This window comes from endosymbiont of Bathymodiolus septemdierum str. Myojin knoll (assembly GCF_001547755.1).
Taxonomy (GTDB): Bacteria; Pseudomonadota; Gammaproteobacteria; order PS1; family Pseudothioglobaceae; genus Thiodubiliella.
Genome location: NZ_AP013042.1, coordinates 639,868 through 663,240, shown reverse-complemented (window position 1 = coordinate 663,240; position 23,373 = coordinate 639,868). Strand labels below are relative to the sequence as shown.

Genomic DNA, 23,373 nt, shown 5'->3' with positions numbered 1-23,373 from the left:
GTTTATATCATTTTTAACTTTATTTTAATAAAAAGCTTCAAATTAAATACCATTCTAAAAAAATGATCCTGTTCATATTTGATTAACATCTCTATTTGTTCCTTTTTAGGGTTGTTAAACTCATCAAATACTAAGCCAACAAATAAATTATCTTTTCTTGTTGTTGGAAAGTGTTTTCCTTTTCTTTCAAATTTATTAGAACTAACATGAATGCAGGCGTTATCGATAGTTAACGGATATACATATTTTGCTAGAAAATATTGATCCCCGCCATATTCATCCTTTAAATAATCTTTGGCCAAAATCAATAATTCATCTATATTTCTAAGGGCATTAACTTTAGCTCCCCACATACCACCCATAATACGAGCCTGATGATTGGGGTGATCTCTCATGATATGGAAGTCTTTTCCACTATCAAGCCATTCATTTACCGCGCCTACTTCTCTTTTAGACAACCTTGAGTCCGCATCTCTAATCATTGCACACTCAACATCTTCATCTGAAAAAACACGAAAACGCCACAACATTGATAAATTATTTTCACACTCATTCACTATAACTACTTCAGAGCCATTTTTAATCAACTCTTCAACCACATCTTTAGCAACATTTGAACTTACATAAAACCTACCAACCCACTCAGGGTAAAAATATTTTACCGATAAAGAGTTTTGGATGGCTCCGTATATGTACATAGAATCATCGCCATACAGCGAATAAGAAATAATATTTTTCAAATTAAATTTACCTTAAAAACTGGATTTTATAAGTGACACTATCCTTTTATCTTCCACTTGCAATCCATATCCCACCATGTTTCTGGAACCTGATGAAATTTTCCATCAGTAAGAATTCCCCACCCTTGTGCAACAAATTCATAATTATCATTTAAAAAAAGATCAAAAGCATTTTTATTGTTTTCTGGGAGGTCGCTATATACTTGCCTGTCTTTACTCTTGCCAACTTCACATGTAATATTTTTTATTTTCTTTTCATTAATATAAGGCTTTAATGTTTTTAATACCTCTAAATCATAGCCTTGAATATCGCTAATATAATCCTCTATAAAGTCTACCTTGTGTTTTTGCAAAAAGCTACATAAAATTATACACTTCACTTTGATGGTTTTAACCATTTTTATACTGGCATTATAGTCTTTAGAAAAATTGCCAATAGATGAACTTGCGCCACCATTATTACTGATATTAAAATCTATCTCTCCATCATAATCAGCCACGGCAAAATTAAAAATACAAACCCTAGGGTATTTATTAAATTTTATTTTCAATAAAGTGTATAGCTCTGGATTTGCTTCAAAAGCGTAACATTTTTCATATTTTCGAAAAATAGACGAGAGGTTGTTTCCAGAATGTGCACCGACATATACTAGAATACCTTGCTTTTTGGTAAAAAACATTCTGACAATATGCGCTATTTTTTTAATTCTGTTGAATTGCATAAAAACTTTTTTTTCTTTAAAAATACCATCTCAAAAACTTTATTTTAGCAAGAAAAATTTTAGTATCTAATCGAAGTGCATCTACTTTATTTTTAAGTTTTAACAAAATCAAATACCTTTTAACGAGATTCAATAACTTTCCCTTAAATCTTCCTTGCGAGTTTGACTTATGCCTTGTTTCCATTTTCTCTCTATCCGCTTGTAGATTACTATTGCTAGCTAATTTTTTATTCAGAGTGATAACGGGTTGTTGAATAATATATAAATTAGTACATTTATCATCACCCGTATAATGATCTATGGGTAAGGCTATTTCACTTAAAATGTTAATGAATTTTTTTGCTCCCTTGTTGTTTAACAAATACCCATGAGTTCCATGCCCCTCTTCAGATGGTCTTCTAATAATATATTTTTTATGTAATTTTTTCTTATACCAAAAACTATATTCTGTTGCTTTATCTATACGAATGCATCCGAAATGCCCCAAAAGCATCAATTCCCAATCCTTAGGGAAATCATCAATTCTTGACAGTAAATCCAATAATGTATCGTCAAAATCAACATCATCTTCTAAAATTAAAGCATTTTCTATATTGTTATCTATCATTTTTTGATAAATATTTTTATGGCTCAAGGCGCAACCAATTTCACCTTTTGTAAGCTCTCTATTAATATTTTGTATCGCATTTTCTTGAGAGAAAACACTGTTAATCTCGGATTCTTTAAGTTGCCTTCCATCCACGGCATCAACAAACTCGGCTTGTAAATTAAACCGTTGGCAGAGTGCCTGCATATGTGTGTGTTTTTCTATATCTTTTTTAAGATTGACAATAAAGACAGGGGGTATTGAGTTATTCATTTTTTCACTATTAAACGATAAAACTTTCGAACAACATTAAACAACCCAACAAACTTTAAAGAAGTCATAATTCCACTGCTACAAATGTTTCGAATGTTTCGAATCTGAATTTTTTTATAATATAGCTTTTGCTTAAATCTAATCAAATTTTCTTTGAGTTTATTTCCTTCTATCAACGCTTTCATCATATTGCAATCATTGATATCTTTTTCTTCAGCTCTATTTTTTTTCATCGTATAAAGTTGAGAGAATGAAATGAACTTTAAATCATCAAAATAAAAATAAAATTTTGGATTGCGTATCATTTCTATTTTAGATTCTCTATGGTGTTTTAATTCTTCGTCGTGGGTATTTATTTCGTTATCATTATATTGCACTTCGCCTTCTACAAAAAAATCTATATCATTGGCCTCTCTCAACCCATACAAAGAAAGGATAAAGCTTGAGTCTAATAGAACATTTGATGCGTCTAAACTGTTGTTTTTAAGAAATTTTTTAAATTGATTTATTTTCTCATATGTGGAAAGATATTTATTTGGTTTGGCATGGTTTAGAAAATGAATACTATTGTCATTGAAGACTAGTCTTGCAACTCTGATAGCCTCTTCCTTTGTATCTGTTATGTGAATTGAATGTTTGCCTACATTAAAAATATCACGGACTTTATCTTTTATCTTGACAACTTCATTTAAATCTTCAGCCTGAAAAGCCACCACCCTTATTGGCTCAAAAGTCTTGAAGCACTCTAAAAGTTTTGCTTTGACGCCTTTGAAATCATTCTCCACATTTCCAACCCACTCTTCACCATAATATATTTGAGATAATAAATTATGTGCACCATTTGGGTTTAACTTTATCTCTTTCCTATACACTATATTAGGAATAACACTTTCTATTTCTTGGTCATGCTTTTGTGCTGTAGGCCAAATAAAAGCGATAAACACATTATCAGCATACTCTATAAATTTAGTAGCGCCTATATCCAACACCTCATTAGACATATTTCTATCGTAAAAAAAACGATAATCGTATCTGTGATTATTTGTATTTATTTGCACACAATCGATAGATTTATTTAAAAAAATAACACTGGCGACCCTGTGTGCACCATTTGCGATTGTGTTATTGTGCGAAAGTGGTATTACAGTTTTGCCTGCATCGAAACCACTGTTTTTAATAGATTTAAAAATAGCGTCAAATTCATCTATAAATTTTCCTATACTATTTTTACTGTCATTACCAGGTTCTGTAAATTTTCCTAGACTGAGTGCTCTTATGTGCTCAGCGTATATCTTTCTTGAAAACACCAAATCACAATCCAACATCTCTAAATATAACAACTTGAAAGCCAAGTCGAACCTATTCCAAGTTAGCAATCTTATTGCTGGTATGTTTTTTATCTTATATTCTTCATTATGCAAATTATCGTGAAAATGCAGCTCAATTCTTTTTTTTATTTCACTTATATTTTTTATCATCTAGCACTCCATTAATGACAGTATCTACGAAAGTTTCTATTTTGAATTTATCACTTGCAGCACTAAAAAGAAAATTTTGAATATGGTTTAAATATTGAATATAATCATCATCCGTCATATTTTTTATATAAAAATACAGACTCTCATAATCATTAAAATCACGCATATCTATAAAACAATTTTTAGGAATAACCTCACAAATATCATTTGCACCTAAATAGATAGGAACACAATTGGAGAAAAAAACATCGAATATTTTTTCAGTTATATATCCCGAAGCATTTTGAACATTTTCAAAGGCGACTGAAAATTTATATTTAGATAGTACAGATATTTTATTTTTAACAGTCCCGCAATACGCAGGATGGAAATGTCTACCCCTCATTTTTAAATAAATTTTTGCAACCATTCTATACGAAGTTAATTTATTAAGCCATCCGTATCTAGAATTAGTGTCGTTCCAACTTCTACCATAAAGATCAAAATCATTTGGGTGATATTCCTCAAACCATCTTATTATTTCCACTCGCTTTGAATATAATTCATCTTTAGCATTTGATGCGCGGTTACCGTTAATTAATGCACATAACTTTTCTTTTTGTTTAATATTTACAGGTTGATAAACTCCAAAATCAAAACTGTAATTTATTTTAACGAACTTTTTTTGTTCTTGATAGATTTTAATTAAATCATTACTCCAAGTAAAAATCTTATCAAAATATTGATACAAGGTATGATTGAAATTACTATTATTTGATAAAGGGCTTTCTATAAGTAATGCGTAATTTCTAATATTGGCGTTAAAAACATTTAAAAAATTATTGGGAATATCTAAATAAATAGCAATTTCTACATCTCTATTTTCATTAAGATCATGAGTATTTATTTCATAACCCAATTTTAAAAACTCCTCTTTTAAAGTGCAATATTTTATTCTTGTAGCCTCGTGTGAGCTAAAAATTTTATTGTTTTGATAGACTTTATCTACTACCAATGAAATATATTTTATGTTTTTCTTTGAGTTCATTTAAATAGCTAATTTAATTGTTTTTTAAATTTTTAATAAAATCTTTATGTACATAAATATCATCCAGCCCCATTATTCTACCCCATAATATAAAATTATTTTCAAACATTATTTCCCTTATATTTTCATCTCCCCATAGTGTATCTATTGAATTATTTTCTATGGTTAATACATTAATCCTGACTTTACTAAAATCGATACCTTTTAAAACATTCATTTCGTGACCTTCAATATCTAAAGATAAATAATCTATATGGCTAATGCCTTCTTTCGCCATAATCACTTTAAAAATTTTTGCTTGGATAGTTATTTTTTCTGTTTCATAGTCAAACTCTGCATTCCTTGTTTCTGTCACAAAAGAAAGCATGTCTTCCCATCCTGTTGCATCTTTAACCACCGTAAATTCAACCTCGCCTTCTCTGTCGGAGAGTGCAAAAGGAAATAATTTAGCCTTTCTGTGCTTAGCCCATAACTCGCCCATATAGGGCAACGGTTCAAATGCCACCCCTCTCCAGCCAAGATTTTCAAAATACAGTGTATTGTTTATTTTTAAAGGATGGTTGCCACCAATATCGCAAAAAAAGCCCTCTCTATTATTTTTAAAAAAGTTTTCATACACTATATAATCTTGGTTTGATTGGGAATGTAGTTTTCTATTGCCTTTACCTTCGTTTTGAAATATCTTTACCTCGGGGTACTTCTTTTTAAACGATTCCAATTTTCTTTCACTTTTAATTTCTGCTAATCTAGCATAAAGTTTTGGCGTTATTTTTTTCGCTATTTTTTTTAACATAAAAATCATTTTATTTGTCTTGTGCTAATCGTTGGCAAAGATGTCTTCCGACAAAGCCTGCGCCGCCTATTACTAATATTTTTTTAGATTTATTCATCTGTCACAAAGTTGTATTATGCTTTAGGGTGCCCTTTAATTTTCCAGTCCAAAATAGGAGACAAAACCTCACCGTCGCGTTTACTCGTCAAATACGGAGAATCGCTCAACCTTCCTTGAATCTCAAAAAATAGTGCTGGGGTATTTTCTTGTGGTTTATTAATCCAACTTATACAATACAATGAAATAAAAAGTTCCATTCTATATCTGCCTTCGTTTAGCAATCTTTTGGGAATTTTTGAGGTTAATATATTTTTGCCTTTATGGATTTTTAACCATTCGCCTGGGGGTTTGTCAGTGAACGAACTCCGGTACAAAGGTATATTATTTTCATTAAACAAAGCATACCCCACGCACAAGGCTGTATGCAACCGCTGAACCTGACCTTCAATAACAATATTAACATCTTCATCGTTTCTCATTGCTTGGGTTAAAACTTTGCCTTGTTGATCTTCTATAGCAAAACGAACAGTTTGAAAATAGTCGTTTTTATATTCGTCATGTTGATTAATCCATTCGCTTTGCATATCATATTCGCCACCTGAAAGATATTCATTAATAATTTGGCGAACATTTTTATTTTTTTCAACCAGTTTGCCTTTGTCTATTAAAATCGCATGATTGCATAATTCTTCTATTGCATTCATATTGTGACTCACAAAAAGGATGGTTCGCCCCTCTTTGCTAACATCTTTCATTTTACCCAAGCACTTCTCTTGAAACTCTACATCACCAACAGCCAGCACTTCATCAATAATCAGTATTTCCGGCTCTAAATGGGCAGCCACTGCAAAAGCAAGGCGGACATACATACCGCTAGAATATCTTTTGACTGGGGTATCTAAAAATTTCTCAACCCCTGAAAAATCTACAATCTCATCAAATTTTAATTTAATTTCTTGTCGGCTCATGCCTAAGATTGCACCGTTTAAGAATATGTTTTCCCGTCCTGTTAATTCAGGATGAAAGCCTGTACCAACTTCCAATAAACTGGCGATTTTGCCTTTAATGCTTATTTTTCCTACAGTGGGTTCAGTAATACGAGACAAGACTTTTAATAAGGTTGATTTACCTGCACCATTGGGCCCGATAATACCGACCCTATCACCTTGATTAATTTCAAAATTAATGTCCTTTAATGCCCAAAAATCTTCGGTCGTATGGTTGCTTGGCGGTGATTTTTGAAATGGATTAAGTGTGGTGATAATTTTTTGAGTACCCCGAACCAAAACACCTTGAAAGGTGTTATAGCTTTCCTGACTTTCATGCCTGATGGCATATTTTTTACCGAGATTTTCGGTTTTCATGGCTATATTGCTCATTTATTTTTCCACTTTAAATAACATCTGCAAAAACTTTTTCAGTTTTTCTAAAATAGACAACACCCAGAATACATAAAATAATAACCACAGAAATACTCACATAAATCTCTGTCATATTTAATACTGTCTTACCCCCACTAACCGCCCAACGAAAACCATCAATTACCGCAACCATGGGGTTTAAATAATAAAATATTTGATATTTTTCTGGAATTAAAGTTGTGCTAAATGCCACTGGTGAGATATATAAACCCAATTGCACAATAAAAGGAATGACAATTCTAAAATCTCTATATTTAACATTAAGTGAGGTAATAAAAAGACCTGCTCCAAAAGCAGCAAAAAAGCCAAGCAACAAAAAGAAGGGCAATGTCAACATATGCCAAGTTGGAAAAAAGTCATACCAAAACATAAGTGCAATTAAAATCACAAATGAAATGAGAAAATCTACTACAGCAACGATAATAGAGGCTGCTGGAATAATTAACCTTGGAAAATAAATTTTGCCAATCAAATTAGCATTGCTGACCAAGCTGTTACTAGAACTTGAAAAAGCAGTCGAAAAAAATGTCCAAGGTAGCATTGCCGCAAAAACAAACACTGGATAAGGCACGCCTTCACTCGGTAAATTGGCTATTTTACTAAAAACAACGGTAAAAATAACCATGGTAAGAACTGGTCGTAACACCGCCCACAAAATGCCAATAACCGTTTGTTTGTATTGCACGGCAATATCTCGCCAAGCAAGAATATAAAACAATTCTCGATAATGCCATAAATTTGCCCAATAATGGCGTTCAGTTTTTCCTGATTCTATGATTATGTCAAAATCTTTGTTACTCATTATTCTTTGTGCCTATTTCGCTCATGTAAAAAATTACGGGTATTATCCATTAAACTGCTTTAAAAATATATTTCATTGTTCTAAATACCATTGATAAGTTTGCGCAAGACCCTCTTCTAAAGCCACACTATATTGCCAGCCCATTTTAGACAAACGAGCAACATCAATCAGTTTTCTTGGCGCCCCATCAGGCTTTGTGGTGTCAAAAACAAGTTTGCCTTTAAAGCCAACCACTTGTTTCATTGTCTGTGCCATTTCACGGATGGTTATATCCACGCCTGTGCCGACATTAATGTGCGAGAGCATGGGTTTAGTGTTGGCTTGGTAGGTTTTCTCATCGAGGGTGAGGACAAATAGCGAGGCTTGTGCCATATCATCAACATACAAAAACTCACGCATCGCCTTGCCGCTACCCCATACCACTACTTCGGCATCGTTGTTGATTCTTGCCTCGTGAAAACGACGCATTAGGGCTGGTATCACATGGGAATTTTCTGGGTGAAAGTTATCATTAATGCCGTATAAATTCGTTGGCATCACTGAGCGAAAATCTGTGCCATATTGTCTATTGTAAGACTCACAAAGTTTAATGCCTGCTATTTTTGCTAGTGCATAAGGTTCATTGGTTGGTTCTAATACATCGGTGAGCAGTGCATCTTCACGCATTGGCTGCTTGACTGCCTTAGGGTAGATGCAGGTGCTGCCCAAGAATAATAGGCGTTTGACCTTATGCTTGTATGATGAGTGAATAACATTAGCTTCTATCATTATATTTTGATAAATGAAATCAGCTGGATAGACATTATTTGCATAAATACCACCGACTTTAGCAGCAGCAAGTATCACAAAATCAGGTTTTTCCTGTTTGAAAAAATCACCGACAGCTTGCTGATTGACTAAATCTAGTTCTTTGTGAGTACGAGTGATTAGATTAGTAAACCCTTGTTTTTTTAACGCACGAACAATCGCTGAGCCAACCAATCCTCTATGGCCTGCGATATAAATTCTTGAGTCTTTATCCACAATTACTCTTTGCCGCCAAAATTATCATTTTCCAAGTCATACTTCACCATACCTGAGACCAACTCTTGAAAAGATACCTGCCTTTCCCAACCGAGTTCTTTTTCGGCTTTTGATGGGTCGCCTAGTAATAGTTCAACCTCAGCAGGGCGGAAATATTTTTCATCGACTTCCACTAATATTTTGCCTGTATTACTATCAATACCATGCTCGCCAACACCAGTGCCTTGCCATTGGATATTAACGCCAATTTCTTTAAAAGCGACTTCAACGAACTCTCTAACAGTATGAGTTTCACCTGTGGCTATAACATAATCCTGTGGTTTATCTTGTTGCAACATCAGCCATTGTGCATAAACAAAATCTTTGGCATGCCCCCAGTCACGTTTGGCGTCCAAATTGCCAAGTTTTAAAACATCTTGCTTACCTTGATGGATTTTGGCAACGGCTTGGGTGATTTTTTTGGTCACAAAAGTCTCGCCCCGTCTTGGGCTTTCATGATTGAACAAAATGCCATTACAAGCAAATAAATCATAAGACTCTCGATAATTAACCGTTACCCAATAGGCGTAGAGTTTGGCGGCACCATAGGGAGATTTTGGATAAAAAGGGGTGGTTTCACTTTGTGGCTCTGTGCCAGGAATACCGCCAAATAACTCAGAAGTTGATGCTTGATAATATTTGCAACCATCGCCCAAATCACGCACTGCGTCTAATAATCTAATCGCACCCAAGCCTACCACATCAGCAGTGTATTCAGGCACTTCAAAACTCACGGCAACATGGGATTGCGCACCTAAATTATAGACTTCGTCAGGTTTAATCTTCATTAGTAATCTATGTAAGTTACTTGAATCGGTTAAATCACCGTGATAAGTGTGCATATTTTCATGATTGAATATGTGTTCAATTCGTTGCGTGGTAAAAACTGAAGCACGGCGAATAATTGCATGCACCTCATAACCTTTGTCTAATAATAATTCTGCAAGATATGAGCCGTCTTGCCCTGTGATGCCTGTTATAAATGCTTTTTTCATCTCTCTCTTCCTTGTTTTGTGTTAATTTTATGCGCGTGATGTAAGTCACTTATAGGCATTGTCATGACTTCCAATATCAACCAAGATAATTTCATCATCAAATATAATAAAATCTATCACTATTCTGTATTTCATATTGATAGAAACAGATGAAAATTTTGACAATTTTCCTTGAAGTTTATGCAGTTTTAAAGACGGGTGATAAGGGTTATTTTCTAAAAGATCTATTATCTTCATGTATTGTAGAACTATCTCTTTATGTTTCTTTAAAAATTTAATCGCTTTCTTTTCATAGTTATCAGAAAATTTTATCTCAATCATTTTTAATAGCCAGTTTTATACTATCAATATGTTGCCCTACACTGGTGTGGTATTTTCCTTCTTTTAAATCTTGCATCACTTCTTTGTGTGCTTTATCCAGTTGGTATGCCCTATACTCTTCATACTCCTCAAAAGGTATTACACAGTATTTATTTTTACCTCTAACATTAATAAGGACTTCGTTAAATTTTTCAAACATCGTATCAAAAACCGACACGCCTTTTGTTTTCACTTCATTTGCAGTTATATTCATAAGTACTATTAATAATGATATTAATAGTATTATATCATAAAATTAAAATTTATTCTCTACCATATATATCTTCCAATCGCTCAATATCATCTTCACCCAAATAAATGCCACTTTGCACCTCAATAATTTCCAACGGCTCATTTGTTTTATTTTCTAAGGCGTGAATTATACCAATTGGAATATAGGTAGACTCTCCCTTTTGCAAGGTCAGTATTTTGTCGCCATTTATGACCGTTGCAACGCCACTAACCACCACCCAATGCTCTGCGCGTTTTTGGTGTCTTTGCAAGGATAATTTTGCACCGGATTTAACATGCAATCGCTTAACTTGAAAATGTTCGCCTGATTCGATGCAATCATACCAACCCCAAGGGCGATGTACTTTACGATGCTCGCCACCTTCCTCTCGTCCTTTTTGATGCAAGGATTCAACAATTTCCTTAACCTTTTGCGCTTTATCTTTTGAGGCAATCAGTGTAGCATCTGGCGTATCAACGATAATCAAATTATCCACACCAATTGTTGCCACGATGTGATGATGGGCATTGATGTAAGTATTGGTCGTGTCTATGGTGCTAACATCACCTTTAATAACATTGCCATTCTCGTCTTTGACACCAATATCATATAGTGCGGACCAAGAGCCAATGTCATTCCACCCTGCATCTAATGGTATCACTACCACATTATCAGATTTCTCCATTAACGCATAATCAATAGAATCAGAAGGCGAAGATTCAAAAGCGCGTCGTTCTAAGCGGATAAAATCCAAGTCTTTTGTAGCACTCTCTACAGCACAACTCACCGCACTTATAATTTCAGGTGAATGCGTTGTTAATTCATCAATCAATACCCCTGCTTGAAACATGAACATTCCAGAATTCCACAAATAATTACCCTGCTCTAAATACAACTGTGCCGTTGCCAAATCTGGTTTTTCAACAAATGCCTCAACGCGTCTATCAATCGTTGATTTGATATACCCATACCCCGTGTTCACCTCCGTCGGCACAATACCAAAAGTCACCAATTTACCTTCATTCGCCTGCGTCAACGCTAGGTCAATCGCCTGATGAAAGACCTCAACATTCTGTATCACATGGTCAGCTGATAATACCAATAATACATCGTTCGCCCCTTCTATTGACTGCAACGCCGCTGCCGCAATTGCTGGTGCTGTATTTCTACCCACTGGTTCTAACAATATCATCGGACTATCGATGTCAATTTGTTGGCATTGCTCTGCCACAAGGAAGCGATGCTCAGCATTGCAAATAATGATAGGCTCTGCAAGGTTATTCAGTCCATTCAATCGCAAAATGGTTTCTTGCAACATTGTATACTCGCCCGCAAGTGGCAGATACTGCTTAGGATACTGTTTACGCGACAACGGCCAAAGGCGTGTGCCTGATCCACCTGCGAGAATTACAGGGATTATTCTAGATTGCATTAGCTTACAACGCCTCCACTTTAAAAATCATTGACTCGCCACAAGTTTCAAAAGTAGTATTACTTTGCAAAGGCAGAGTTTTAATCGTGTTAATACTTGCCTTACCTGGTCTTGGATAAATCAAGGTAAAAGATAACGCATAATAATCCTCGCTCTCTCTTAAATTTAAATCATGGTCATTGTTGATGATTAAATCTAATTGCTTAATACTGAGTTGTATTGCCTGGTATGCCATTACATTATTCCTTTATGCAAAGTTTTGTCTTGTCTTGAGGATATATTAATGATTTTTGCTTTGCCTCATCTGGTAAATAGTCTTTTTATTGACATTTTGTGCCATTATTTTCACCCCTACTATAAAATCAAGTTTTTATTATATCGTTATACGACTTTATGGGCAGCACACTTTCAGAAAAAAAATACGCTAGTTTTGTGATTGCTCTGTTGCTGGCTTTTCCTGTGTTGATTAACACAATCAAAGTATTTGGTAATTTGATTGTGTTAATTTTTGTTATATTGGGTATCTACATTGCAATTTCTGAAAAGAGAAATCCTTTTCAAATACCCGAATTAAAACTCTTTTCTTTTCTGACTGTGAGTTATTTTGGCATTATGTTGTTATCCATGCTCGTTGCAGATGGATTGAATGCTGAGTTTCATCACCTTGGCAGGAAACTACATTTCTTATTAGCGCCTTTTATTGCACTCACGCTCTTGCAGGTAGATTTACCGCTTAAAAAACTATTACTTAGTATTAAAATAGGCTTGATTGCTATCTGCCTCACGGTTATTAACGGGCCTTTATTGGGTAATATAATTAACGCTAATATATTTAGTGATATTGCAGTTGCAATGATATTTTTATCAATGGTTCAAATATTTAGCGAAACACCAAAAGAACGAATCATCACTTTTATTGCAGTATTGGCGGGAAGTTATGCAATATTTTTAACAGGTACTCGCGGTTCCTGGGTGTCGTTCCTTATTTTATCTATGGTTTTTATTGGATTGACTTACAAGCCATTTTTTCAAAGTAATAATAAAGCGAAGTTGTTTTTAGTGGTGTTATTTATGGGTTTACTTGGATTTGTGGGTGCCAATGACAAAGTAGAAAGTAGGGTTAAGTTAGCAGTTAGTGAAATTCAAAACTGGAATTCTGGGTACAATACAAATAACTCCATTGGGTTGAGAATGCAAATGTATCAAGCAGGACTACAAGCGGCGGCACAATCACCCTGGATTGGCTACGGCTACAGAAATGCAAACAAGGTAGCGTCAGAATATGCGCCAAAAAATAAAAGGGTCATCAGCAATAAAACCCATTTGCACAATGAATACCTTACCAACTTAGTCTCTGCTGGCATTGTTGGATTATTGTCACTATTAATCTTGTTATTTACACCAATGATTATTTTTTACAAGCAACTAAAAAATAAAGATGTTTATCATTATGCTTCAATGGGGGTTTTGTTATGTGTTGGGTATGTAACCTTTGGTTTTACCCATATTGCTTTTGGTGAGGAACATATTAATGCTTTTTATGTGTTGTTTATAGGGTTTTTGTTGCCTAGAATTTTACATACTACTCGTGCTAATTATACAAAACATTCGTTATAAGTGAGGCGCTAAACCAGAATAAGTCTCTTCAACGCGTTGAATATTATCAACTGCATCATATTCATTTTTTTTCCAATCTGTTACCCTATCAGCTACAAATAATCCATTGATTTCTTCATCTATATTTAATATTTTAAAACCTGAATAATGGGCAACATTAGCTAAAGTACTTCCTGTGAAATCTGTCACATGCGCAATATGAAAATACCTTCTTAAATCATTTTTATAATCGCCTTTTGCAACTTGATTTATTCCAGGTACTGCCACAAATAAATAATCACCCTTTTTTAATAATTTTCTCACTTTTGTCAATGTTTCTAGCGGGCTAAAAACATGCTCTAAAACATGAGACATAATAAAAAGTTTTTTACCTTTTGGTAAATCTGTTGGATACATACTAACTTCAACATTAAGATTGAATTCTTGTTTGGCGAACTTAATCGCCTCAATATCTAAATCACACCCATAAACTGATTTAACAAAAGGTTTTAAAGTGTTGAGCGTACCACCAGAACTACAGCCAATTTCAACAATTGAAATCTTATTAAGAACTTCATCTTTTAAACCATTTTCTCTAAAGTAGTTTAGATATTTTTTGCCTTTATCAGTTTGCTCTTTGATAACAGATTGATAGTTAACTTTTTTACTTTTTAAATATAAAGGACGATAATGATAACTATAAAAGGCTTGATGAAACTCAGCAGAAAGCGCTGGATAAGTTTGCACCAACCCGCATTGATTGCAAAATTGTTTGTTAAGGTCAAATCCATAGCGATCACCCTCAGCAATTAATGTAAAGTCTACCCCCCCACACAAACTACAGCCATTAGACACTAAACCAAGTTTTTTATATAAATTCCTAATTTTCTCAATGGCTTTTCTGCGAGACCTAAGGTGCCTATTAATCCATGCAAATATTTTGCCAAATCGATAATGTTTTAATATTCTATTGCTCATTGCAACTCCCTACTCTTATTTATTTAATAATTTTTTCATTAACGCCGAACTATTAAATTATACAATTGATGCGTTCAACTTCTTTGCTACTTATCGGTTTCTAATATAGCCACGAAAAGGAATGTAGTAAAAATATTTTTTCATATCGGCATTTATTTTATGCTTCCATCTTGATAACACATATTTCAAAGTTTTATGATTCCTGAGAGATTGACTCCTATCCTTTTCTAAGTTAGAGTCAAAGACTCCGCTTGCTATAGCGATTGGAGGTATCACGCCAAACAAACTTATGCCCGCATATCTATTATATCTCTCCCAATCATCAGCAATAATCCAAGATTTTTTGTTTACCTTTATAATGTTAATTGCTGCAGGTCGGTTAATAATATATGCTTGGGAACCCCAAGATTGTATTACGCTTGCAATTTTATGTTTATCGCCTATTTCAATAGCATTATTCTTTAGATACGAGGTAACAGGTGTTAGTTGGCATATTTGTGGTTTTGATGTGTTAATTATTTTTATTATTGAATTAACAATAACCTCAAACTCTTTGCTGTCAAATGCAACATCATCTTCTAAAATAACTGCAATTTCATTTCCTGACTGTATAAATTTCTCGTAGGCAAGCAAATGGTTCAATGTGCTTGCCAACTCTCCACGAGTAAAATCTCTGCCAAAAGAATCTATTGTTTTTTTAGAATTATGATTTTTCACAATAGCGTCAGGTGTCAAGTCTACTTCATCATTGATAGACATAAATTCATACTCAAATTTAGTTTTATCAAGCCTGTTTTTTAAAGACTTTCTTCTATCTTGAAATTTTTCAGGATTCATTATGAATATTTTAATTTTTTTCATATTCCCCTCATCTCTTAAAGTCATCAATTCTCACTTCAATATAGCGCTTATCTGATTTTGCAACAAAACTTAACTGACGAAACCCCAGTTTTACCTGTCCAACAATTCGCTTGACTCTAAAAATAAATGAGCGTTTTTCTTTACTTTTTTTATACTCGATACAGGAGGTATTGACTATATCATATTGCTCAATGCCGTATTTTTGACAAAACATTGATTGCACTGCACAGGCTGGTTCTATTTGGTAAGATTGTAACGATGGGCAATTGTGTAAATGTGCATCTGCTAAGGCAATACCGTGTTTTTGCTGATGTTGCAATAATTTCTTTGCACCCTTTGGGTATAGCACATAAGCGGCAGCCCCTGCTTTATCTTGATATAAGCAGAATAACTGGTGGTTACCAATTGTTTGACTGATTTTTGCGATAGTTTTCTTTTTCTCAAACACTTCTAAATTCACCATTTCTAAATTGGTGCGTTTTTCTAATTCTTTTAGTATGTTGGGAGTATATTTTGATAGCGCCACATCGTCTTCTAAAATCAATGCAGGTTGATTGCCTTCGGCAATTTTTGTCCATAGTTTTTGATGTGAAAAATAACAAGCCACTTCAGTTTTTTGCAAAGGGCGTTGCCAGTCGTAATAATGTTTTTTGTAGGTGTCTTCGCTAATATCATTAATAGAAGTGGCGTTGATTATCTCAAAATTCAAACCTAATTCAGTCAGTTGTTTTTGTTGAAACTCTCTGCGTTCAGTGGCATCAGGCAAATTAATGATAAAAATATTCATTTACCACCACCCTGTTTTATCACGAGTATGCCTATTCTTAGCACGATTATATATTGTATCAAATTTTTGCAAACGCTTAAAAATTTCCAATAGTATCTCACCTGCAATATTCATCTTTGCCACTTTATCAAGTCTCCAACGCATGTTCCTTAGCGTGTCATCCGTGCCAAATTTGAAAACCGAAGTGCCATCAAATAAAGAGAATCGTTCCTCGTTATCAAGACGAATTTGTTTGTCTTTATCGTCTTGGTTGTTTTTCGCATTGGTGATAAATCGCTCTGATTCCTGCATTTTTACCGTATTTAGTAAACAAACACAGGCGATAGATAAGCCCTTTACCGCGTCATCATCTGAATAATCAGCAAAGGTATCGGTGGCAGCTATTAGCCAGCGGGTATTAAGATTTCTTAAAAGAAAGTCTTTTTCTTGTTGCCAAAGTTTCTCAAAAAGTTTGAAGTGGTTTTTAACTTCAAACTCTCGTCTGATTAAGACAATTATTTTAGCGTGAGTAAGTAGCAATTCACTTTGTCCAGCAAACTCTTGTTTTAAAGCGTTGAAATGCGTTTTTGTGTCATTTGCACTGCCGTGGGTGTAAATAATTTTATCGCCCGATAAAATATTATCTTTTTGAGATTCAAAATCGGTATTGATTTGTTCAGACAATTGCCTTGCACCAACACGCCTCTGGTGGCGTGATAATGAGAACCATTTTAGAAATATGCCTTTATCCCTTTTCATTGATATTTAACCCTTATTTAATCGCTTCTAAGTTTAAACTCATTAGCAGTCCATTATCTTTATCCATATGAGGAAGGTAAGCTTGTGAAAAATCATCTCTGTCTGCATGTTCCGTTTTTTTCCACAGCCTAAATGCAACTTCATATTTATTATCCTTATTTATATAGTAGAAATTATAAATTTATCACCCCAAAACCTCTGACAACTTTTTAAAATTTCTTATATAGAACATCTTAAGAAGCCTTCTTCTTATTCTGGTTCAATTTTATACTTTCTTGATACATATCCATTGGTTTTTTATAGTCTAGCGTTTGATGGAATCTACGATGGTTATAAAAATCAATATAGTCATCCACATCAGTGGTTAACTCACTGATATTTTGATATTCATTTAAATAGATTCTCTCAACTTTGGCACTTCGCCAGAAGCGCTCAATGCAGATGTTATCTGTGGCCCTGCCTCTGCCATCCATGGATATAGTCATACCAAGATTTTTAAGTCTCTGAGTGTGCATCTCACTGGTGTACTGACTACCTTGATCGGTGTTAAAGATCTCTGGATGTGGATACTTAGCTAGTGCATCATTGAGTACACTCATCACCAGCTGAACATCCATGGTATTAGATATTCTGTTTGATAGCACGGCTTTGCTATGTCAATCAATGACGACTGCCATGTAAACCATACCACCAGCAATCTTGATGTAGGTGATATCGGTACTCCAGACATGGTTAGCATGGCTAATATTAAGCCCTCTGAGCTTATAGGTGTACTTCTTATGTTCTTTGATTGGTATAGTGGTGTTGACTTGTTTAACAGTCAATACAGCTTTTAAGTCTAGCTCTTGGCGATAACGAGCTACCGTATTTAAGCTGACCTTGACACCATCCTCAAGTAGTTGTTGATGCACCTTCTTTTCGCCGTAAATGGGTATCTGCTCAAACACCTTGGTGATATGACTCTTGATTGTTTGTTTGGCATGATTAACTCGTGGCTTGTAGTACAAGCCACTTCGGTTAATACCTAGCAATTGACACTGGTGATTAATAGATAGAGATGATGTAGAAGCTGGTGACGGCTTGAGATCAACTAATTGTTTTAGTTTAGATGAGCCCAAGCTTTTTAGCTTTTTCACCCCTCAAGGTGGTACTGAACAGAGTGCTAACCACTCCTTCTCTACGGTTACTTTACCTACCAGCGCCGTTAAGCGCTCGTTCTGTTCTTGTGATTTAATAAGCTCTTCCTTGTACTCTTTAACTGCTTTAGATGGCTCCATAGCAATCTCTGCGTTAGCAAGGAAGGTCTTCTTCCAGTTCACTAGATTCTGTGGAAGAATGTTATGCTTGCTGGCAATTTCTGCCAGAGTGCTTTCATTTTGTAGTAGCTCGAGCACTAGTTTTGTTTTAAATGCTGAGCTGTAGGTTGTGCGTTTTTTACTCATATTTTTTACTCCGAATTGTTGGGTTAAGTTTAACTCGTTCGAAATAAGAAACCTTAAATTGTTGTCTTAATTTGTTGGGGTGTTATAAAAGTCTTTACTTGTTATAAAATTAAATTAATTCAAATAATGCCTGAAACTTGTAAAATAACTAAATATGAAAAACAATACCTCAGATAAACCACTAATCACAGTTCTCACTGTTGTCCTTAATGGGGTTGATTTTTTAGAAGAAACCATTCAAAATATCGCCAATCAAACTTATGAAAATATTGAATATATTATTATTGATGGTGGCTCAACGGATGGCACATTAGATGTTATCAAAAAATACGAAAGCCTGGTTGCACAATGGATAAGTGAACCTGATGAAGGATTGTATGATGCGATGAATAAAGGCATTGATTTGGCTTCAGCTGATTGGATTAATATTATGAACGCGGGGGATAAGTTTTATTCTAATAAGACTATTAGTGAGATATTTGATGGACAGCTTCATAATTCAGACATTATATATGGCGATATGCAACTTGACCGTGAAGGGGTTTTGCAGACTAAAAAAGCGCATAATCTTGATATCTTGTGGAAAAAAGTAGCCTTTTGCTCTCAAAGTGCGTTTATAAGCACTCAATACTTCAAACAGCATAAATTTAACTTGCAATTTTCAATTGCAGCTGATTTTGATTTTTTCTATAGTGCCTACTTTTATCATAACGCAATATTTGAATATTCTGATACAATTATTGCCATATTCCTACACGGCGGTGTATCCAATACCCCTGGTGGGGCGAGAAAGCAAAATTTTCAAGTGATTAACAGCTATCCTGGCTTGCACATCAAATTTAACCTTTATTATCTTGCGTCATTATTACCAAAACTGATAGAGGAAAAGGTAAAAACAAAAATAAGAAGTATTAAATAAAAATATGGTTATTAGAATTTTTCAACCAATTGACGAACCATACCAGAGCGTGAAGTATGCTGACTTCCAGCCAATGCATCTAACTTGGTTAAAATGTTTGTTGGTATAGTGATATTCACTCGTTGCAACTTAGTTGAAATTTTATCTGTATCAATTTCAAACCACATCCAAACACCCTGATAATCAAAATTTGATGAATTTTGTGCCTCACTCAGTGTCATCGGTGTTGGCAAGTCAAAATCTTCACCCTCAAAATGTAGCTCAACTGCCTCTTGCACAGCAGCATTTAAATCTTGCTCATTATCTACTGCACTAAAACACCCAGGGAAATCAGGTAATACAACACTAGTTGCATATGCATCACTCCCTGCTTCGACATAACCTAAATATCTCATCACTTCCTCCATCCTGCTTGTTTAAAAATACTATTTAATGTACCAGGGCGTAAATCTTTGCGTGGGTGCGGCACAATTACATGACCTAACTTAGTCGGATGTTTAAATTTTTCATGGTCACCCCTGCCGCCAACTTTAATCCACCCATCTTTCCTAAGTTTTTTAATAATTTCTTTGCTTGTCATAATGTGTAATTATACACACTAAATTATAATAGTATCAAAAATCAAGTATTTTTTAAATTATTTAGTTGTCCAGTTTCATCGAGTTATTCCCGTTAAACTTTCACCTTAAATTAGAGTGGCAGTTACCATAACATATCATCTTTTTTTAAACGGTTGTGGCTTCCATTAAAAAGTCGCTAGAACCTTATTTTTTAAGGGCGAAAAAAAGGCTTACATTTCTGTAAGCCTTTTTTAAAATATGGTGGGGCGTGAGCGATTTGAACGCTCGACCAGCGGATTAAAAGTCCGATGCTCTACCAACTGAGCTAACGCCCCCATAAAAAAGTGAAATTATACAGTAATGTAAATCCCATTTTTTTAATTATTTACAACTTCTTTAAGTGATTTTCCCGGCTTAAAGAAAGGCAAGTATTTTGCACTTACCTGAGTCTTTTCTCCAGTCTTTGGATTGATGCCTAATCGTGCTTTTTTGTGCTTCCTATAAAAGCTACCAAAGCCTCTCACTTCAACACCTTCCCCAGAAACAATAGCGTCCGTTAATGCCCCTATAATAGCATCCACACAACTCTTCACTTCCGCTTTAGTTAGTGTAGATTCCTCAGACAGGTTGAGAATTAACTCTGTTTTTTTCACGGTTACTTCTTAGCTTTCTTTAACAAATCACCTAGCGTTGCCCCTTCTATTTCACTAGAAGATTGCTTATTGTAGTCTGCCATTGCCGCTTTTTCTTCTACTGAATTTTTCGCCTTAATACTGACTGAAACATTGCGCGTCTTTCTGTCAATATTAATAATCGCTACTTCGATTTCATCACCCACTTTCAACATGGTTGACGCATCTTCAACACGCTCTTCTGAGATTTCACCAGCTTTCAAGTAACCTGTAACATCGTCTGCCAAGGCAACAACTGCACCACGAGGTGTAACCTCAGTAATTGTTACTTTAACCACTGAACCCTTCTTGTTAGAGGTTGCATAAGATGAGAAATCGTCCTCTTGTAATTGCTTGATACCTAATGAAATTCGTTCTTTTTCTGCATCGATATTTAAGATAACCACTTCAAGCTCTTGACCTTTAGAATAATTAGAAACTAACTCGTCTGCTGGTAATTTTTCCCAAGCAAGATCGGCTAAGTGAATTAGACCATCAATACCACCTGGAAGACCAACGAACAAACCGAAGTCTGTGATTGATTTAACAGTTACACCAATCTTGTCACCCTTATTATGGCTCGCTTCGAAGGCTTCCCAAGGGTTTTCTTGCGCTTGTTTCATTGACAATGAAATACGGTGCTTAGATTCTTGAACATCCAAAACAACCACATCAACCTCTTGACCAAGTTTAACAATCTTAGAAGGGCGAGCATTGGCGTTAGTCCAGTCCATTTCTGATACATGCACCAAACCTTCAACACCCTCTTCAATGCGAACAAACGCTCCGTAATCTGTCAAATTAGAAACCGTACCCAAGACTTTCTTACCTAACGGTAGACGGTCGGAGATGTTATCCCAAGGACTTGCAGTCAATTGCTTAAGTCCTAATGAAACACGCATTTTCTCTTTATCGTAATTAAGGATTTTAACGATAATTTTATCGCCAATCGTCAACTTCTCAGACGGATGGTTAACGCGCTGCCATGAGATGTCAGTAATATGCAATAAACCATCAACACCGCCAAGGTCAACGAATGCACCGTAGTCAGCAAGGTTTTTAACGATACCTTCAATTTCTTGACCTTGTTCAAGACCTTCAAGTAACGCTTCTCTGTCAGCAGAATTGGCTTCTTGCATAACCGCTTTTCTAGAAATAACGATGTTGTTTCTAACTTCGTCCATCTTAATAACAATTGCTTCAATTTCTTGACCGGTAAGGTATGAAAAATCTTTAACTGGGTGAGTGTCTACCAATGAACCTGGTAAAAATGCTTTAACAACACCAATATCAACAGTAAGTCCGCCTTTAACGGCACCGGTAACAATACCAGTAACCACTTCTTTTTGATTCATTGCAATTTCAAGCGTCTGCCATAACTTAATGCGTTTCGCTTTTTCGCGTGATAATAAAGTATGACCCAAACCGTCGTCAATAGACTCCAAGGCAACTTCTACGATATCGCCTTCGGCAATTTCTAGTTCACCCTTCGCGTCTTTAAATTGGTCCAGAGAAACAAAGCCCTCTGATTTCAAACCAACATTAATAATCGCTTTTTCACGATTAATATCGACGACTGTACCCATTAATAAGGCACCTATTTTGGTATTTTGTTGTTCTACACTATTTTCAAATAGTTCTGCAAATGATTCTGACATATTGTTCTCTTGATGTTGACCGGTAAAAAATCCAACAACGGTATAAGTTGGTATTTATCGGGTTAATTTATTTTAAAAGTCTAACCGCTTAGACTTTGGTTTATTTTGTTACTAATTCGCTTACTTGATTGAGCACTTCATCAATCGATAACTCGGTGGTATCAATGATTAATGCATCATCAGCAGGTTTTAGTGGTGCGTTTTTGCGAGAAGAATCTCGCTCATCCCTTGCCACTACCTCTGCCAAGATGTGCGACATTATACCCATTGTGCCCTGTGCTTGCAATTGTTTTAGACGCCTTTTTGCACGCTCTTGTGCGCTTGCTGTCAAAAACACTTTAAAAGGTGCATTGGCAAAAACTACTGTCCCCATATCTCGTCCATCTGCCACCAATCCTGGCGCCTGCGCAAAATCTTTTTGTCGCTTTAACAGCGCAGCTCTAACCACACCAATAGAGGCAATTTTAGATGCCATTTCACCCGTTTGTTCTGTGCGTAATACTTTAGAGACATCCTTACCATCTAAAAACACGCTTACTAACTCACTTTCCGCTTCGGTTTTAAAGGTTAAATCTAAATTAATTGCCACCGCTTCCAGTGCCACTTCATCTGTAATATCTACCCTTCTGGCATCTACTGCCAACGCAAACGCACGATAAATTGCCCCTGAATCTAATAAATGCCACCCAAGTTTCTGTGCCATTATACGAGCGATGGTGCCTTTGCCAACGCCACTTGGTCCGTCGATTGCTAAAATGTTATTCATTATTTAACCCCTTTAAATTCCGACACACGAATTTTGCCATTAACCATCCTAGATTCACGCTGCATAATCTTATCTAATTTTTTCCAAAAAGCATCCTTTAAATCAAAGTCTGCACTAATCGCTGTGCCCATTAATAAAATTAATAAATCCGCAGATTCTTCCGCTAAGTCTTCCTTGGATTTGCCTTTTGTCACGCAACTGGATATCTCACCTAACTCTTCCGTCATTAGTGCTATGCGATAGACTAAATCTTCACCGCCATTATTTTTAAAGTCATGCTTATCATGGAAAGCCTGTATGCCTGCCAACATTTCTTTGTAAGAATCTTGATTCATTGGTTGTTTGCCTTTAATTATTTGATTGCGAAATGCAAAGGACTTATTATAAATGCTATTTTTTTTAAGTGTGAAAATCATAAATTATATTTTTTATTTT

At 35.1% G+C, this 23,373-nt stretch carries 29 protein-coding genes and 1 tRNA gene; 2 read left to right on the top strand and 28 right to left on the bottom strand.

The window, feature by feature from the left end; translation table 11 throughout:
- Positions 1-2 precede the first annotated feature (2 nt).
- The 14 genes from BSEPE_RS03555 to BSEPE_RS03490 form a co-directional block, all read right to left on the bottom strand.
- Entirely contained in the window at positions 3-740 is a 738-nt protein-coding gene (locus BSEPE_RS03555; protein WP_157059382.1) for a hypothetical protein, read from the bottom strand.
- A gap of 38 nt (positions 741-778) precedes the next feature.
- Positions 779-1,462, bottom strand: coding sequence for an FkbM family methyltransferase (locus BSEPE_RS03550; RefSeq protein ID WP_066044205.1), 684 nt, complete (start codon positions 1,460-1,462; stop codon positions 779-781).
- A 16-nt stretch (positions 1,463-1,478) separates the two neighbouring features.
- The gene (locus tag BSEPE_RS03545; RefSeq protein ID WP_066044203.1) at positions 1,479-2,321 is read right to left on the bottom strand and encodes a glycosyltransferase family 25 protein; all 843 of its coding nucleotides are present in this window, start codon (positions 2,319-2,321) and stop codon (positions 1,479-1,481) included.
- Entirely contained in the window at positions 2,318-3,799 is a 1,482-nt protein-coding gene (locus BSEPE_RS03540) for a hypothetical protein (protein WP_066044201.1), read from the bottom strand. The genes BSEPE_RS03545 and BSEPE_RS03540 overlap by 4 nt, the downstream gene beginning before the upstream one ends.
- Entirely contained in the window at positions 3,780-4,826 is a 1,047-nt protein-coding gene (locus tag BSEPE_RS03535) for a glycosyltransferase family 10 domain-containing protein (RefSeq protein ID WP_066044199.1), read from the bottom strand. Before BSEPE_RS03535 ends, BSEPE_RS03540 begins: the two co-directional genes overlap by 20 nt.
- Positions 4,827-4,839: 13 nt before the next feature.
- Positions 4,840-5,619, bottom strand: coding sequence for an FkbM family methyltransferase (locus tag BSEPE_RS03530; protein WP_162262085.1), 780 nt, complete (start codon positions 5,617-5,619; stop codon positions 4,840-4,842).
- Positions 5,620-5,629: 10 nt separating this feature from the next.
- The gene (locus tag BSEPE_RS08005; RefSeq protein ID WP_157059406.1) at positions 5,630-5,716 is read right to left on the bottom strand and encodes an NAD-dependent epimerase/dehydratase family protein; all 87 of its coding nucleotides are present in this window, start codon (positions 5,714-5,716) and stop codon (positions 5,630-5,632) included.
- 16 nt (positions 5,717-5,732) lie between these two features.
- The gene (locus tag BSEPE_RS03525) at positions 5,733-7,037 is read right to left on the bottom strand and encodes an ABC transporter ATP-binding protein (protein ID WP_066044195.1); all 1,305 of its coding nucleotides are present in this window, start codon (positions 7,035-7,037) and stop codon (positions 5,733-5,735) included.
- 13 nt (positions 7,038-7,050) lie between these two features.
- Positions 7,051-7,881, bottom strand: a complete 831-nt coding sequence (locus BSEPE_RS03520; protein ID WP_066044193.1) for an ABC transporter permease — start codon at positions 7,879-7,881, stop codon at positions 7,051-7,053.
- A gap of 72 nt (positions 7,882-7,953) precedes the next feature.
- Positions 7,954-8,904, bottom strand: a complete 951-nt coding sequence (gene fcl, locus BSEPE_RS03515; protein ID WP_066044191.1) for a GDP-L-fucose synthase — start codon at positions 8,902-8,904, stop codon at positions 7,954-7,956.
- A gap of 2 nt (positions 8,905-8,906) precedes the next feature.
- Entirely contained in the window at positions 8,907-9,938 is a 1,032-nt protein-coding gene (gmd, locus tag BSEPE_RS03510) for a GDP-mannose 4,6-dehydratase (protein WP_066044189.1), read from the bottom strand.
- A gap of 313 nt (positions 9,939-10,251) precedes the next feature.
- Positions 10,252-10,512, bottom strand: coding sequence for a prevent-host-death protein (locus BSEPE_RS03500; RefSeq protein WP_066044184.1), 261 nt, complete (start codon positions 10,510-10,512; stop codon positions 10,252-10,254).
- A 49-nt stretch (positions 10,513-10,561) separates the two neighbouring features.
- Entirely contained in the window at positions 10,562-11,962 is a 1,401-nt protein-coding gene (locus BSEPE_RS03495) for a mannose-1-phosphate guanylyltransferase/mannose-6-phosphate isomerase (RefSeq protein ID WP_066044181.1), read from the bottom strand.
- A 4-nt stretch (positions 11,963-11,966) separates the two neighbouring features.
- A complete protein-coding gene (locus BSEPE_RS03490) occupies positions 11,967-12,197 on the bottom strand; it encodes a hypothetical protein (protein WP_066044180.1) in 231 nt (76 codons plus the stop codon).
- A gap of 158 nt (positions 12,198-12,355) precedes the next feature.
- Here BSEPE_RS03490 and BSEPE_RS03485 point away from each other — a divergent pair, with 158 nt between their 5' ends.
- On the top strand, positions 12,356-13,579 hold the full coding sequence (locus BSEPE_RS03485) for an O-antigen ligase family protein (protein ID WP_066044178.1): 1,224 nt from the start codon (positions 12,356-12,358) through the stop codon (positions 13,577-13,579).
- Here BSEPE_RS03485 and BSEPE_RS03480 read toward each other — a convergent pair.
- The 7 genes from BSEPE_RS03480 to BSEPE_RS03455 all read right to left on the bottom strand — a co-directional run bounded on the left by BSEPE_RS03480 (position 13,574) and on the right by BSEPE_RS03455 (position 18,364).
- Positions 13,574-14,536: a class I SAM-dependent methyltransferase gene (locus BSEPE_RS03480; RefSeq protein ID WP_066044175.1), complete on the bottom strand. Its 963-nt coding sequence runs from the start codon at positions 14,534-14,536 to the stop codon at positions 13,574-13,576. The two genes, BSEPE_RS03485 and BSEPE_RS03480, sit on opposite strands and share 6 nt — an antisense overlap.
- A gap of 90 nt (positions 14,537-14,626) precedes the next feature.
- A complete protein-coding gene (locus tag BSEPE_RS03475; RefSeq protein ID WP_269450664.1) occupies positions 14,627-15,397 on the bottom strand; it encodes a glycosyltransferase family 25 protein in 771 nt (256 codons plus the stop codon).
- Positions 15,398-15,404: 7 nt separating this feature from the next.
- Positions 15,405-16,184 carry a glycosyltransferase family 25 protein gene (locus BSEPE_RS03470; RefSeq protein ID WP_066044170.1) on the bottom strand — a complete coding sequence of 260 codons (780 nt, stop codon included), beginning with the start codon at positions 16,182-16,184 and terminating at the stop codon, positions 15,405-15,407.
- A complete protein-coding gene (locus BSEPE_RS03465; RefSeq protein WP_066044168.1) occupies positions 16,185-16,922 on the bottom strand; it encodes a hypothetical protein in 738 nt (245 codons plus the stop codon). It abuts the gene before it with no gap.
- A gap of 233 nt (positions 16,923-17,155) precedes the next feature.
- Complete coding sequence (locus tag BSEPE_RS07870; protein ID WP_269450663.1) at positions 17,156-17,566, bottom strand: integrase core domain-containing protein; 411 nt, start codon at positions 17,564-17,566, stop codon at positions 17,156-17,158.
- A gap of 12 nt (positions 17,567-17,578) precedes the next feature.
- Positions 17,579-17,953, bottom strand: coding sequence for an IS3 family transposase (locus BSEPE_RS07865; RefSeq protein ID WP_162262083.1), 375 nt, complete (start codon positions 17,951-17,953; stop codon positions 17,579-17,581).
- 108 nt (positions 17,954-18,061) lie between these two features.
- The gene (locus BSEPE_RS03455) at positions 18,062-18,364 is read right to left on the bottom strand and encodes a transposase (RefSeq protein ID WP_070104556.1); all 303 of its coding nucleotides are present in this window, start codon (positions 18,362-18,364) and stop codon (positions 18,062-18,064) included.
- A 154-nt stretch (positions 18,365-18,518) separates the two neighbouring features.
- On the opposite strand from BSEPE_RS03455, the gene BSEPE_RS03450 reads away from it, so the two are divergent.
- On the top strand, positions 18,519-19,283 hold the full coding sequence (locus tag BSEPE_RS03450) for a glycosyltransferase family 2 protein (RefSeq protein WP_066044162.1): 765 nt from the start codon (positions 18,519-18,521) through the stop codon (positions 19,281-19,283).
- 11 nt (positions 19,284-19,294) lie between these two features.
- Here the strand turns inward: BSEPE_RS03450 and BSEPE_RS03445 are convergent, their stop codons facing one another.
- From BSEPE_RS03445 to BSEPE_RS03415, 7 genes are all read right to left on the bottom strand, one after another.
- On the bottom strand, positions 19,295-19,678 hold the full coding sequence (locus BSEPE_RS03445) for a type II toxin-antitoxin system HicB family antitoxin (protein WP_066044160.1): 384 nt from the start codon (positions 19,676-19,678) through the stop codon (positions 19,295-19,297).
- Entirely contained in the window at positions 19,678-19,863 is a 186-nt protein-coding gene (locus BSEPE_RS03440; RefSeq protein WP_066044158.1) for a type II toxin-antitoxin system HicA family toxin, read from the bottom strand. The genes BSEPE_RS03445 and BSEPE_RS03440 overlap by 1 nt, the downstream gene beginning before the upstream one ends.
- Before the next feature lie 239 nt (positions 19,864-20,102).
- A tRNA-Lys gene (locus BSEPE_RS03435) sits at positions 20,103-20,178 on the bottom strand.
- 42 nt (positions 20,179-20,220) lie between these two features.
- Positions 20,221-20,496: an HU family DNA-binding protein gene (locus BSEPE_RS03430; RefSeq protein WP_066044155.1), complete on the bottom strand. Its 276-nt coding sequence runs from the start codon at positions 20,494-20,496 to the stop codon at positions 20,221-20,223.
- A gap of 2 nt (positions 20,497-20,498) precedes the next feature.
- Positions 20,499-22,226 carry a 30S ribosomal protein S1 gene (gene rpsA, locus BSEPE_RS03425; RefSeq protein WP_269450670.1) on the bottom strand — a complete coding sequence of 576 codons (1,728 nt, stop codon included), beginning with the start codon at positions 22,224-22,226 and terminating at the stop codon, positions 20,499-20,501.
- Between the two features lie 46 nt (positions 22,227-22,272).
- Complete coding sequence (cmk, locus tag BSEPE_RS03420; RefSeq protein ID WP_066044152.1) at positions 22,273-22,938, bottom strand: (d)CMP kinase; 666 nt, start codon at positions 22,936-22,938, stop codon at positions 22,273-22,275.
- The gene (locus BSEPE_RS03415) at positions 22,938-23,273 is read right to left on the bottom strand and encodes a MazG nucleotide pyrophosphohydrolase domain-containing protein (protein WP_066046087.1); all 336 of its coding nucleotides are present in this window, start codon (positions 23,271-23,273) and stop codon (positions 22,938-22,940) included. Before BSEPE_RS03415 ends, cmk begins: the two co-directional genes overlap by 1 nt.
- Between the last annotated feature and the right edge of the window lie 100 nt (positions 23,274-23,373).

Excerpts from the sequence above, each read along its gene's own strand:
- BSEPE_RS03525 (WP_066044195.1), bottom strand. The coding sequence starts at position 7,037 with ATGAGCAATATAGCCATGAAAACCGAAAATCTCGGTAAAAAATATGCC.
- BSEPE_RS03475 (WP_269450664.1), bottom strand. The coding sequence starts at position 15,397 with ATGAAAAAAATTAAAATATTCATAATGAATCCTGAAAAATTTCAAGAT.
- BSEPE_RS03540 (WP_066044201.1), bottom strand. The coding sequence starts at position 3,799 with ATGATAAAAAATATAAGTGAAATAAAAAAAAGAATTGAGCTGCATTTT.
- BSEPE_RS03450 (WP_066044162.1), top strand. The coding sequence starts at position 18,519 with ATGAAAAACAATACCTCAGATAAACCACTAATCACAGTTCTCACTGTT.
- cmk (WP_066044152.1), bottom strand. The coding sequence starts at position 22,938 with ATGAATAACATTTTAGCAATCGACGGACCAAGTGGCGTTGGCAAAGGC.
- BSEPE_RS03470 (WP_066044170.1), bottom strand. The coding sequence starts at position 16,184 with ATGAATATTTTTATCATTAATTTGCCTGATGCCACTGAACGCAGAGAG.
- BSEPE_RS03535 (WP_066044199.1), bottom strand. The coding sequence starts at position 4,826 with ATGAACTCAAAGAAAAACATAAAATATATTTCATTGGTAGTAGATAAA.
- BSEPE_RS03480 (WP_066044175.1), bottom strand. The coding sequence starts at position 14,536 with ATGAGCAATAGAATATTAAAACATTATCGATTTGGCAAAATATTTGCA.
- BSEPE_RS03520 (WP_066044193.1), bottom strand. The coding sequence starts at position 7,881 with ATGAGTAACAAAGATTTTGACATAATCATAGAATCAGGAAAAACTGAA.
- BSEPE_RS03495 (WP_066044181.1), bottom strand. The coding sequence starts at position 11,962 with ATGCAATCTAGAATAATCCCTGTAATTCTCGCAGGTGGATCAGGCACA.
- BSEPE_RS03530 (WP_162262085.1), bottom strand. The coding sequence starts at position 5,619 with ATGTTAAAAAAAATAGCGAAAAAAATAACGCCAAAACTTTATGCTAGA.
- BSEPE_RS03455 (WP_070104556.1), bottom strand. The coding sequence starts at position 18,364 with ATGAGTAAAAAACGCACAACCTACAGCTCAGCATTTAAAACAAAACTA.
- BSEPE_RS03445 (WP_066044160.1), bottom strand. The coding sequence starts at position 19,678 with ATGAGATATTTAGGTTATGTCGAAGCAGGGAGTGATGCATATGCAACT.
- BSEPE_RS03440 (WP_066044158.1), bottom strand. The coding sequence starts at position 19,863 with ATGACAAGCAAAGAAATTATTAAAAAACTTAGGAAAGATGGGTGGATT.
- BSEPE_RS03500 (WP_066044184.1), bottom strand. The coding sequence starts at position 10,512 with ATGAATATAACTGCAAATGAAGTGAAAACAAAAGGCGTGTCGGTTTTT.
- gmd (WP_066044189.1), bottom strand. The coding sequence starts at position 9,938 with ATGAAAAAAGCATTTATAACAGGCATCACAGGGCAAGACGGCTCATAT.
- BSEPE_RS08005 (WP_157059406.1), bottom strand. The coding sequence starts at position 5,716 with ATGAATAAATCTAAAAAAATATTAGTAATAGGCGGCGCAGGCTTTGTC.
- BSEPE_RS03485 (WP_066044178.1), top strand. The coding sequence starts at position 12,356 with ATGGGCAGCACACTTTCAGAAAAAAAATACGCTAGTTTTGTGATTGCT.
- BSEPE_RS03465 (WP_066044168.1), bottom strand. The coding sequence starts at position 16,922 with ATGAAAAGGGATAAAGGCATATTTCTAAAATGGTTCTCATTATCACGC.
- BSEPE_RS03415 (WP_066046087.1), bottom strand. The coding sequence starts at position 23,273 with ATGAATCAAGATTCTTACAAAGAAATGTTGGCAGGCATACAGGCTTTC.
- BSEPE_RS03550 (WP_066044205.1), bottom strand. The coding sequence starts at position 1,462 with ATGCAATTCAACAGAATTAAAAAAATAGCGCATATTGTCAGAATGTTT.
- BSEPE_RS03490 (WP_066044180.1), bottom strand. The coding sequence starts at position 12,197 with ATGGCATACCAGGCAATACAACTCAGTATTAAGCAATTAGATTTAATC.
- BSEPE_RS03545 (WP_066044203.1), bottom strand. The coding sequence starts at position 2,321 with ATGAATAACTCAATACCCCCTGTCTTTATTGTCAATCTTAAAAAAGAT.